Origin of the sequence: Coprococcus sp. AF99-45 (assembly GCF_027663865.1) — a bacterium.
Lineage (GTDB): Bacteria > Bacillota > Clostridia > Lachnospirales > Lachnospiraceae > Allocoprococcus > Allocoprococcus comes.
The window spans coordinates 43,635-54,999 of the sequence record NZ_JAQDGZ010000020.1; the positions used below are offsets into that span (position 1 = coordinate 43,635).

The 11,365-nt window shown below is 41.7% G+C and carries 13 protein-coding genes; 12 read left to right on the forward strand and 1 reads right to left on the reverse strand.

Features of this window, described 5'->3' with window-relative positions; genetic code table 11:
* The first annotated feature begins 330 nt into the window (after nt 1–330).
* From PGR14_RS12780 to nrdD, 10 genes are all read left to right on the forward strand, one after another.
* Entirely contained in the window at nt 331–996 is a 666-nt protein-coding gene (locus PGR14_RS12780) for a F0F1 ATP synthase subunit A (RefSeq protein ID WP_081445281.1), read from the forward strand.
* 53 nt (nt 997–1,049) lie between these two features.
* A complete protein-coding gene (atpE, locus tag PGR14_RS12785; protein WP_008374373.1) occupies nt 1,050–1,268 on the forward strand; it encodes an ATP synthase F0 subunit C in 219 nt (72 codons plus the stop codon).
* A gap of 33 nt (nt 1,269–1,301) precedes the next feature.
* Nucleotides 1,302–1,796 (forward strand): F0F1 ATP synthase subunit B, encoded by a 495-nt coding sequence (atpF, locus tag PGR14_RS12790; RefSeq protein ID WP_173698978.1) that lies wholly within the window; start codon nt 1,302–1,304, stop codon nt 1,794–1,796.
* Nucleotides 1,780–2,310, forward strand: coding sequence for an ATP synthase F1 subunit delta (gene atpH, locus PGR14_RS12795; RefSeq protein WP_330586197.1), 531 nt, complete (start codon nt 1,780–1,782; stop codon nt 2,308–2,310). Before atpF ends, atpH begins: the two co-directional genes overlap by 17 nt.
* A gap of 5 nt (nt 2,311–2,315) precedes the next feature.
* Complete coding sequence (atpA, locus tag PGR14_RS12800; protein WP_022220892.1) at nt 2,316–3,824, forward strand: F0F1 ATP synthase subunit alpha; 1,509 nt, start codon at nt 2,316–2,318, stop codon at nt 3,822–3,824.
* 1 nt (nt 3,825) lies between these two features.
* Nucleotides 3,826–4,719: an ATP synthase F1 subunit gamma gene (atpG, locus tag PGR14_RS12805; RefSeq protein ID WP_270223527.1), complete on the forward strand. Its 894-nt coding sequence runs from the start codon at nt 3,826–3,828 to the stop codon at nt 4,717–4,719.
* An 8-nt stretch (nt 4,720–4,727) separates the two neighbouring features.
* Nucleotides 4,728–6,125: a F0F1 ATP synthase subunit beta gene (gene atpD, locus PGR14_RS12810; protein ID WP_022220893.1), complete on the forward strand. Its 1,398-nt coding sequence runs from the start codon at nt 4,728–4,730 to the stop codon at nt 6,123–6,125.
* Between the two features lie 11 nt (nt 6,126–6,136).
* A complete protein-coding gene (atpC, locus tag PGR14_RS12815) occupies nt 6,137–6,550 on the forward strand; it encodes an ATP synthase F1 subunit epsilon (RefSeq protein ID WP_055249249.1) in 414 nt (137 codons plus the stop codon).
* Nucleotides 6,551–6,777: 227 nt separating this feature from the next.
* Entirely contained in the window at nt 6,778–7,371 is a 594-nt protein-coding gene (locus PGR14_RS12820) for an HD domain-containing protein (protein WP_055156448.1), read from the forward strand.
* A gap of 140 nt (nt 7,372–7,511) precedes the next feature.
* Nucleotides 7,512–9,701, forward strand: coding sequence for an anaerobic ribonucleoside-triphosphate reductase (gene nrdD, locus PGR14_RS12825; RefSeq protein WP_008374382.1), 2,190 nt, complete (start codon nt 7,512–7,514; stop codon nt 9,699–9,701).
* A gap of 90 nt (nt 9,702–9,791) precedes the next feature.
* On the opposite strand, the gene PGR14_RS12830 is transcribed toward nrdD, so the two are convergent.
* Nucleotides 9,792–10,301, reverse strand: a complete 510-nt coding sequence (locus PGR14_RS12830) for a hypothetical protein (RefSeq protein WP_118217477.1) — start codon at nt 10,299–10,301, stop codon at nt 9,792–9,794.
* Nucleotides 10,302–10,452: 151 nt separating this feature from the next.
* Between PGR14_RS12830 and PGR14_RS12835 the strand changes: the two genes are divergently transcribed.
* Both PGR14_RS12835 and PGR14_RS12840 read left to right on the forward strand, forming a co-directional pair.
* The gene (locus PGR14_RS12835; RefSeq protein WP_055246784.1) at nt 10,453–10,827 is read left to right on the forward strand and encodes a BlaI/MecI/CopY family transcriptional regulator; all 375 of its coding nucleotides are present in this window, start codon (nt 10,453–10,455) and stop codon (nt 10,825–10,827) included.
* A gap of 261 nt (nt 10,828–11,088) precedes the next feature.
* Nucleotides 11,089–11,365: hypothetical protein (locus tag PGR14_RS12840; protein WP_270223528.1), on the forward strand; the 277-nt coding region annotated here is incomplete at its 3' end.

The following is an 11,365-nucleotide window of genomic DNA, read 5'->3' on the forward strand; positions in this document are numbered from 1 at the left end:
AAAATAATTGTAAAAAATGCCAAAAATTCAACTGTACAAAAGCACAAAATCCGTCAAAAAAGAATCTCGAATGCTACAAACTAAAAAAAGTGTCAAAAAATAGAAGTAAAAACAGCTAAAGAAAATAAAAGAAAAACAGATGAAGATAGTGAAAATAGATAAAAAAATTGGTTTTTTTACTGTACAATCTACAAAAGCTGAAAATATTGACAAAGAAAAAGTGTGAGCGTAATATAAGCATGACTTTTAGAGGACACTCTAAAAAGTACTCTAAAATAAGAATAAATAAAACGAAAGGGAGGGAGCGATACGGAACATTTAACAGAGACTCTGTTAGAAGAGCTGAACTGCGAGACAGTGTTTACGATCCCGATATTCGGCGGAATACCGGTAAAAGAGTCGGTCGTAGTTACCTGGATCATCATGGCGGTAATCGTAGGACTTTGTATCATATTTGTCCGAAGCTTGAGCGTCGAAAATCCGGGAAAGGTTCAGCTTTTATTGGAATCCGCAATAGGAAAAGGACTGGACTTCTTTGAAGACATCATGGGAAAAGAAAACAGGAAATATATTCCGTATCTGATTACAGTGCTTATCTATATTGGGATAGCCAATATCATTGGTCTGTTCGGATTTAAGTCACCGACAAAAGACCTCAATGTAACAGCAGCACTTGCGATCATGAGTATGTGCCTGATTGAATTTTCCGGAATCCGGAAGAATGGATTTAAGCACTGGGCGGCGCATTTTGCAAAGCCGGTACCATTCGTAGCACCAATTATGGTTTTGGAGATTGTGATCAGACCATTATCACTTTGCATGCGTTTGTTCGGTAATGTATTGGGAGCGTTTGTTATCATGGAGCTTTTAAAAGCAGTGGCTCCGGTTCTTATCCCGATACCATTTAGTTTTTACTTCGATATTTTCGATGGATTCCTGCAGGCATATGTATTCGTATTCCTGACAGCACTTTTCATGAATGAGGAGCAGGAATAATCCCGAAATGACAGAAGAAACACAAATCTATAAGAAAAAAGGAGATTAAGATTATGTTAGTAGCAATTGGAGCAGCAGTAGCAGTTTTAACAGGTTTAGGAGCAGGACTTGGAATCAGCCTTGCAACAGGTAAAGCAGTAGACGCGATCGCAAGACAGCCGGAAGCAGAAAGCAAGATCAGCAAGAACCTGATCCTTGGTTGTGCACTTGCAGAGGCAACCGCTATTTACGGTTTCATTATCGGACTTCTTATCATCTTAATGCTGAAATAAGAAAAGTAAAATGAAGAAAGGCAGGTGGGACAGGTGATACAGTTTAATGTAAGCCTTCTCTTTACGATCATCAACCTGATTGTCTTTTATCTTTTGCTGAAAAAATTCTTATTCAAACCAGTAATGGGAATTATGGAAAAACGTGAAAAAATGATTGCTGACGGACTGAAAAATGCCAGTGATAGTCAGGAAGAAGCGGCGAGACTGAAAGCGGAATATGAAAAGGCTCTGGAAGGAGCAAAGGAAGAATCCATTCAGATCGTGGAAAAAGCTAAGAAAACTGCAGCCGGAGAATCAGAGCGTATCCTTCAGGAAGCCAATACGGAAGCCGTAGGAATCCTGAAAGATGCCAGAAAGACGATTGAAAATGAACGCAAACAGACCATGAATGATCTGCAAAGTGAGATCGCAGGACTGGCAATGCAGGCAGCACGTAAGATTGTGGATGACACAAAAGGAAATCAGGATATATATGATCAGTTTCTGAAAGGTGCAGGTGATGCTCATGTCAATGAAGAGGTTAAATAAAGAGTATTGCTGTAGCCCTTCGGCAAAACAGTATGCACGTGTTTTATATGAGCTTGGAATTTCAAAAGAAGCGGTAGGAGAGACTGAAAAGCTTTTTGAAGAAGTACCGGTGCTTGAAGAAACATTTGCAAGTCCGGTGGTACCGATGCGGGAAAAATTAAGTTCGATCGACAAGATTTTCCCGGACGAAATAAAAAACTTTCTCAAGGTTGTATGCCGTAATCAGAGAATGAGCGAGATCAGTCAGATTCTTTTTGCTTATGACAGATACTGTAAAATGCAGGAAGGAATCCAGATGGCAACGCTTACCTGTGTGGAAGCACCAGATGAAAAGCGGCTTGAGAAAATCAGAGAATTTCTTTGTGAGAAGTACCATAAGACAGATGTGAAGATTGAGATAGTCAAAGATCCGGCATTACTTGGCGGATTTATCTTAAAGACCGGTGATGATGAATATGACTGGAGTCTGAAAGGAAGATTATCGAGATTAGAGCAAAAATTGACCTGGAGGTGAACAAAGTGAGTTCAATTAGCTCAGATGAAATTATTTCTATTCTGAAAAATGAAATAGAGAACTTTGATCAGATCAGTAAAGACAGCGAGGTCGGTACGGTTGTCTCTGTCGGTGACGGAATTGCAAATATCTATGGAATAGAGCATGCAATGTACGGAGAAATCGTGACATTTGAAAATGGACTGAAAGGTATGGTTCAGGACATTCAGAAAGATACGATCGGCTGCATCCTGTTCGGATCAGATGTAGAGATCAAAGAAGGTACGAAAGTGATGCGTACCAAAAAGAAAGCCGGAGTACCGGTTGGTGATAAATTTATCGGACGTGTCGTAAATGCACTTGGAGCTCCGATTGACGGAGCGGGAGAAATCGAAGCAGAAGATTACAGACCGATTGAAAATGAAGCACCAGGAATTGTAGACCGTAAATCCGTCAGCGTTCCAATGGAAACAGGAATCCTTTCTATCGATTCTATGTTCCCGATCGGACGTGGACAGAGAGAGTTGATCATTGGAGACCGTCAGACAGGAAAAACTTCCATTGCTACAGACACGATTTTGAATCAGAAGGGTAAGGATGTCATCTGTATCTATGTAGCAATCGGTCAGAAAGCATCAACGATCGCAAAGGTTGTCAATACTTTTAAAAACGGCGGCGCAATGGATTACACCATCGTAGTAGCATCAACAGCAAGTGACTGTGCACCGCTTCAGTATATTGCACCATATGCAGGAACCGCGATCGCAGAACATTTCATGCATAAAGGAAAAGATGTCCTGATCGTTTACGATGATCTTTCAAAGCACGCAGTTGCATACCGTGCGCTGTCCCTGCTTCTTGGACGTTCACCGGGACGTGAAGCTTATCCTGGAGATGTTTTCTATCTGCATTCAAGACTGCTTGAGAGATCAAGCCGTTTAAGTGATGAAATGGGAGGCGGTTCGATCACAGCACTTCCAATCATCGAGACACAGGCAGGAGATGTATCTGCATACATTCCGACTAACGTCATTTCCATTACAGATGGACAGATCTTCCTGGAAAGTGATCTGTTCTTCTCAGGAATGAGACCGGCGGTTAACGTAGGTCTTTCCGTATCCCGTGTTGGTGGTGCAGCACAGACAAAGGCAATGAAGAAGGCAGCCGGAAGTATCCGTATCGATCTTGCACAGTATCGTGAGATGGAAGTATTCACACAGTTCAGTTCCGATCTGGATGCAGCAACAAAGGAACAGCTGGAATATGGATCTGGTCTGATGGAACTTCTGAAACAGCCACTCGGACATCCAATGTCCATGCATGAGATGGTCATCACCCTCTGCGCAGCACGAAATAAAGTGCTTCTGGGAATTCCGGTAAAAGAGGTTAAGAAATTCCAGATGGATATGCTGAATTATTTTGCAACAGTTCATCCGGAAATCAGTGAAGAGATTGAGCAGACAAAGGCTCTGTCCGATGAACTGGCTGCAAAGATTGTGGAAACAGCGAAGGAATTCAAAGACAGCAGGTGTTAATATGGCAAATATCAGAGAAATACAGACTCGAATCAACAGCGTCAAAGATACGATGAAGATCACGAACGCCATGTATATGATCTCGTCTACCAAGATGAGACAGGCGAAGAAAAAGCTGACAGATTCAGAGCCGTACTTTTACGGACTTCAGGGAGAGATTTCCAGAATCCTGAGGCATATTCCTGAGATCGAGCACCGGTATTTTGATGCGCGGGAAGAGATTCCAAAAGAGAAACGAAAGATAGGTTCCATTGTCATTACTGCGGATAAAGGACTTGCAGGAGCTTACAACCACAACATTGTCAAGGTGGAGGATGAGATCCTGGAGGAACCGGGAGAGCATAAGCTGTTCGTAGTCGGTGAGCTTGGCAGACACTATTATGCGAATAAGGGTGTGGAAATTGACACCAATTTCCTCTATACTGTGCAGAAACCGACCATGCACAGGGCAAGAGATATCGCGGAAGTGATTCTTTCCCAGTATGAGAGAGGTGAACTGGACGAGGTCTACATCGTTTACACCAGAATGGAAAATTCGATGCTGACAACGGTTGAAAAAATGAAGATCCTGCCGCTTGAGAGATCTTCATTTAATGAAATGAAAATGCCGCTTAACATCCATAGAGAGGCGATCGCGCTTTATCCATCAGCAGAGGCGGTTCTGGACAGCATCGTACCAAACTACGTGGTTGGTATGATCTATGGATGTCTGGTAGAGGCATATGCAAGCGAACACAATGCGCGAATGACAGCAATGCAATCAGCAACAGACAGCGCGCAGGAAATCATCAAAGATCTTTCTATTATATATAACAGGGCAAGGCAGGCTGCAATCACACAGGAAATTACTGAGGTTTGTGCAGGCGCCAAAGCCCAGAAACGGAAAAGGAAGTGAAAACAGGTATGAATAAAGGACGTATTGTACAGGTCATGGGACCAGTTGTTGACGTTGTATTTGAAGACGGAAATCTGCCGTGCATCAAAGATGCCCTGCAGGTGGAGAACAACGGAAAAACCTGTATTATGGAAGTTGCGCAGCATCTGGGAAATGATGAGGTTCGTTGTCTGATGCTGGCAGCAAGTGAAGGACTTTGCAAGGACATGGAAGTAACCGCTACCGGTTCTGGAATTAAAGTACCGGTTGGAGAGCAGACCCTTGGACGTCTGTTCAACGTACTTGGAGAAACCATCGACAATGGCGAAGAAATCAAAGAAGATACCGAACACTGGGTGATCCACAGAGATCCGCCGTCATTTGAAGACCAGAGCCCGGTTGTAGAAATCCTGGAAACCGGAATCAAGGTTATCGACCTGCTTGCACCTTATGCAAAAGGTGGTAAGATCGGTCTGTTCGGCGGTGCCGGTGTAGGTAAGACTGTACTGATCCAGGAACTGATCCGTAACGTAGCCACAGAGCACGGCGGATATTCCATCTTTACCGGTGTTGGAGAACGTTCTCGTGAAGGTAACGACCTCTGGACAGAAATGAAAGCATCCGGAGTTCTGGATAAGACAGCCTTAGTGTTTGGTCAGATGAACGAACCACCTGGAGCACGTATGCGTGTCGCTGAGACAGGACTTACAATGGCTGAATATTTCCGTGATAAAGAACATCAGAATGTGCTTCTTTTCATTGATAATATTTTCCGTTTTACACAGGCAGGTTCCGAAGTATCCGCACTTCTTGGACGTATGCCATCAGCCGTAGGTTATCAGCCGACACTGGCAACTGAAATGGGTGAACTGCAGGAGAGGATCGCATCTACAAAGAATGGTTCTGTCACATCCGTACAGGCTGTTTATGTCCCTGCCGATGACCTTACAGACCCGGCACCGGCAACTACATTTGCTCATCTGGATGCAACAACCGTACTCTCCCGTAAGGTTGTAGAACAGGGTATTTACCCGGCAGTTGATCCACTGGAATCTAACTCCCGTATTCTGGAGGCGGATATTGTCGGAGAAGAACATTATGAAGTTGCAAACCGTGTAACAGAGGTTCTGCAGAAATACAAAGAGCTGCAGGATATCATCGCAATTCTTGGTATGGAAGAGCTTTCCGATGAAGACAAGGCAACGGTTATGAGAGCAAGAAAGATTCAGAAATTCCTCTCCCAGCCATTCTTCGTTGCAGAGACATTTACCGGAGTTCCGGGAAAATATGTACCTCTGAAAGAGACGATCCGAGGATTTAAGATGATCCTCGACGGAGAAATGGATGAGTATCCGGAGAATGCATTCTTCAATGTAGGAACGATTGATGAAGTCATCGAGAAGGCAAAGGCTGAAAAAGCAGAATAGAGGTGCCAGGTATGGATACATTTGGACTTAAAATCATTTCCAGTGACCGGGTATTCTATGAAGGACGTTGCAGAAAGATGATCGTGCCGGTACCGGACGGCGGTGGAATGGAAATTCTTCCGCACCATGAAGATATGGTGATCGCTGTGGTGATCGGTGAGGCAATGCTTCAGTTTGAAGAAGGCGAATGGGTGAACCTTGCGGTCGGAACCGGATTCCTTGAGATCGTCAACAACCGTGTGACGATGCTGGTGCAGACGGCAGAGAAACCGGAGGATATCGATGCCAGACATGCCCAGGAGCAGATGGAGTATGCAGAAGAAAAGCTTCGCCAGAAACAGAGTATACAGGAATATTACCGGACACAGGCTTCGCTTTCAAGGGCGATGAACCGGTTGAAGGTGTCGAAGCGAAAAAAATGGTAAATAGGAAACAAATTTATGTGGAAGCGCGTAATCTACTACAGATTGCGCGCTTTTTCAATACGGAATTTTTGACAAAATTTATTGGGAAAAATGGTACAATCTTTTACAAAATAAAAGTTCCGATACAGGGTAGTTTGTGGTAGAATATATAACAGTGTGCGTATACTGAGAAAAAGGATTTTGAGGTGTTCAAATAGAGTGTATTTCATCATAGAAGGAGCAAAAACGTGGAAAAAGAGGAACTTACGCAATTATTTAATTTCTTTCGGGAGATTGATAAGGAAAAATTTATTGGAAGGCAGACATATCTGACGGATGGGGTGCGTAAGGAGAATGACGCGGAGCATGCGTGGCATATGGCGATCATGACGGTTCTGCTTGCGGGATATGCCAATGAGAAGATTGATGTTCTTAAGACAGTGACGATGCTTTTGATCCATGATATTGTAGAAATTGATGCGGGGGATACCTATGCCTATGATGAAGATGCGAAGAAGACGCAGAGGGAACGGGAAGTGAAGGCTGCGGACCGGATTTTCGGACTTCTTCCGGAAAAGCAGGGAAAGGAATTTCGGGCGCTCTGGGAGGAATTTGAGGCACAGGAGACTGCTGAGTCGAAGTTTGCCCGGACGATGGACAATATCCAGCCGATCATGTTAAATGCGGCTACAGACGGCAAAGCGTGGGAGGAACACGATGTTCATATTGAACAGATCCTGAACCGTAACCGGAATACGTCAAAAGGCTCAGAAGCGATCTGGGAGTATGCGAAAGAAGAATTCTTAAGACCGAATCTGGAAAATGGCAAGATAAAAAAATAACATAAAAAAAACAAAAATCCCCCTTTTCATTTTCGTGAATATGGGGTATCATATACTACAGAGCGCAAAATATAGTGGAGAAACTTAAAAGTGACACTATATTTTGTGGAGCGATGGAACAAAGTTAGGAGAAAGTTGGGATGGATTTGGAAGTAAAGACGAGAGTAATCAAAAGAAACGGTGAGGAAGTAGACTTCCGGCTGGAGAAGATTGTGAATGCGATCAAAAAAGCGAATGAAGAGGTTGAGAACATCCACAGGATGAATGACTTTCAGATCATTGCAATTGCGGAGAAGATTGCACAGCAGGCAGAGGAATTTACGCATGCAGTGAATGTGGAGGACATCCAGGATATGGTTGAGACCGGCATTATGGAGATGCGTGGTTATGAGGTTGCCCAGAAGTATGTCCGCTATCGCTATAAGAGAGAATTAACCAGAAAGTCGAATACAACGGATAATGGAATTCTTGCATTGATCGATCATATGAACGAGGAAGTAAAGCAGGAGAACTCCAATAAGAATCCTGTGATCAACTCTACACAGAGAGATTACATGGCAGGAGAGGTCAGCAAGGACCTTACCAAGAGAGTCCTTCTTCCGGAGGAAATCGTCCGTGCACACGAAGAAGGAATCATTCATTTTCATGATATGGACTATTTTGCGCAGAAAGAGCACAACTGTGATCTGATCAACCTGGAGGATATGCTCCAGAACGGAACTGTCATCAGCGAGACGATGATCGAGAAACCACATAGTTTCTTTACCGCGTGTAATGTGACCACACAGATCGTTGCACAGGTTGCAAGTAACCAGTATGGCGGACAGTCATTTACGCTGTCACATCTTGCACCATTCGTAGATGTAAGCCGTCAGAAGCTCCGCAAAAGTGTCATTGAAGAAAGAATAGAATCCGGAGAGGTTCTGGATGATGCGATCATCGACAAGATCACAGAGAGAAGGCTTCGTACTGAAGTACAGAGCGGAATCCAGACGATCCAGTATCAGCTGATCACACTGATGACCTGTAACGGACAGGCACCTTTCGTAACGGTGTTTATGTATCTGGATGAGGTTCCGGAAGGAAGAACCAGGGATGACCTTGCGATGATCATCGAAGAAGTGATGAAGCAGCGTATGCAGGGTGTTAAGAATGAAAAGGGTGTATGGATCACACCGGCGTTTCCGAAGCTGATCTATGTACTGGATGAAGATAATATTACCGAGGATTCCAAATACTGGTATCTGACTGAGCTGGCTGCAAAATGTACGGCAAAGCGTATGGTGCCGGATTATATTTCTGCAAAGATCATGAAAGAACTGAAAAACGGAGATGTTTATCCGTGCATGGGGTGCCGCTCATTCCTTACCGTAGAAGATTCCCAGAGAAATGCAGACGGAAGTCATAAGTTCTATGGACGTTTCAATCAGGGGGTTGTAACGATCAACCTGGTTGACGTGGCATGTTCAGCAGAGGGCAATATGGAACGTTTTTGGGAAATCCTGGATGAGAGACTGGAGCTTTGTCACAGAGCACTTCGGTGCAGACATGAACGTCTTCTTGGAACCGTTTCAGATGTTGCACCGATCCTGTGGCAGAACGGGGCACTTGCCCGTCTGAAAAAGGGTGAGACGATTGACAAGCTGTTATTTGACGGATATTCCACCATTTCTCTTGGCTATGCAGGACTTTATGAGATGTGTATGCGGATGCTTGGCAAATCCCATACAGATCCGGAGGCGAAGCCATTTGCACTGGCAGTTATGCAGCGCCTGAATGATAAATGTAAAGAATGGAAAGAAGCAGAAAATATCAGCTATTCCGTATACGGCACACCGATGGAATCTACCACATACAAGTTTGCGAAATGTCTGCAGAAGCGTTTCGGAATCATTCCGGGCGTTACAGATAAGAACTATATTACGAACAGCTATCATGTACATGTTACCGAAAAAATTGATGCGTTCAGCAAATTGAAATTTGAATCGGAATTTCAGAAGCTTTCACCGGGTGGGGCGATCAGCTATATCGAAGTACCGAATATGCAGACCAATATTCCGGCGGTACTTTCCGTATTACAGTACATTTATGAGAATATCATGTATGCAGAGCTGAATACCAAGAGTGATTTCTGTGAAGTCTGCGGTTATGACGGAGAGATTAAGATCATCGAGGACGAGACCGGAAAGCTGGTATGGGAATGCCCGAACTGTGGCAACCGGGATCAGGATAAGCTCTTTGTAGCGAGAAGAACCTGCGGATATATCGGAACCCAGTTCTGGAATCAGGGAAGGACCCAGGAGATTAAGGACAGGGTACTGCATCTGTAAGGATGGAAATGTTTTTGAAAATTTTAATAGTGAGAAGATATAATAAAGGACACGGCTTTCGCTTGGCGAAGCCGTGTCCTTTATTATAAATTATTTAAAATTAATTGGATAAACGTCTTTTATCAAACCATCCTGGTCATAAGAAAAATAGATTTTTTCGACCATTTCTTCTTTATTGATCTTAAAAGTCACAAGAACTGTTTCAGAATCATCTGTTTTGGAATCAAGTGAAATATCTTTTACCGTTATTTTTGTATTATTATAAGCTGCTTCGGACAGATAGGTCTGACCATAGGTTGAAATAAAATATTCTAATCGTCCCGTTTCAAAGTATTTTCCTACAAGTTTGTTCCAGTTTTCGAGAATTTTCTCAGAATTAACGGAAGCATTTTCAGAATCTGCCGTGCTATTCTCACCGATTACAGTAGAAGAATCCAAAGAATACAAGTCATCATTTGGTGCAGTGAACATCGCATTGAGTACTGCTTCAGCTTCCGGACTTACGGCTGATTCAGATGCTTTTTTGGTTGAGCAGCCAGTAAGAAGAATGAACAAAAATAACAGAATGAAACAGGTTTTGTGGGTTGCTTTCTTAGTCATGAAAATCCCTCCTTTATTAAAAAATTAAATATGTTAATTTGATAATATAATTGTAATAATAAAAAGTCAAGATGAAAAAATAATAAAATTTTAATCTGTAGTAGATATATTAAAAAAAGAAGTTTATAATATGGTAATAGGAGGTGATTATATGTTTAAAAAGAGATTAACAAATAAACAAATGGATGTAATGAATATTTTATGGGAAAATGATAAACCAATGGCTGCATCTGAAATCTTGAAAGCAAATGAAAAATTAAATATTAATACAATTCATGCATGTATTAGAAAATTATTAGAAGAAGAATATGTAAAAGTTGCATATATTGATTATAGTGGTAATGTTATGAGTCGATATTTTATGCCAACAGTTTCTAAAGGAAAATATTTTAGTGAGAGCTACAAAGATATTATTGGATCAAAAAAATTGATATTAACTTCTTTAATAGAAACGGAAACCAATATTGAGGAACTCGAACAGCTTGAAAATTTAATTAGGAAGAAGAAAGAAGAATTAAAGGAGTAGCCAGATATGTCATTGTCATTGGGACCTTTTATCACATGCTTCTTGTGTACAAATATTCTCTGCATAATATTACATTATCTGATATATAAGAAAAAAATATTTTTTGATAAAAGTTTACGTTTTATATTCTGGATAATAGGAATTATATTACTAAGGATGGTACTTCCATTTAATTTTCCATTTACATATACTTCTTATTCAGACAATATTTTACCCAAAATAGTAGATTTCATTTATTATAAATTACAACATGGGAAAATAATGATATTAGATATTGGTTTGATTATCTGGGGGATAGGAAGTATATTTCAGATCATAATAATGATACGAAGTAATATAAGATTACGAAGATATGTTAAAAATCATGTGATTAGTATGGAAAATCCAATAGCAGAAGAAATAATAGATATAGTACAAAATGAGTTACTTTTTGAAAAAATAGAAGTAGCTGTATTGCCAGAGTTTGTATCACCTGCAATTATTGGTATTAAACAACCAATATTAATCATTTCGGAAAAATATTGTTTTTCAAGACAGG

Bases quoted from the DNA above. Each gene is read 5' to 3' on its own strand.
- PGR14_RS12835 (WP_055246784.1), top strand. From the start codon at position 10,453: ATGTTTAAAAAGAGATTAACAAATAAACAAATGGATGTAATGAATATT.
- PGR14_RS12830 (WP_118217477.1), bottom strand. From the start codon at position 10,301: ATGACTAAGAAAGCAACCCACAAAACCTGTTTCATTCTGTTATTTTTG.
- atpD (WP_022220893.1), top strand. From the start codon at position 4,728: ATGAATAAAGGACGTATTGTACAGGTCATGGGACCAGTTGTTGACGTT.
- atpC (WP_055249249.1), top strand. From the start codon at position 6,137: ATGGATACATTTGGACTTAAAATCATTTCCAGTGACCGGGTATTCTAT.
- nrdD (WP_008374382.1), top strand. From the start codon at position 7,512: ATGGATTTGGAAGTAAAGACGAGAGTAATCAAAAGAAACGGTGAGGAA.
- atpE (WP_008374373.1), top strand. From the start codon at position 1,050: ATGTTAGTAGCAATTGGAGCAGCAGTAGCAGTTTTAACAGGTTTAGGA.
- atpH (WP_330586197.1), top strand. From the start codon at position 1,780: ATGAAGAGGTTAAATAAAGAGTATTGCTGTAGCCCTTCGGCAAAACAG.
- atpG (WP_270223527.1), top strand. From the start codon at position 3,826: ATGGCAAATATCAGAGAAATACAGACTCGAATCAACAGCGTCAAAGAT.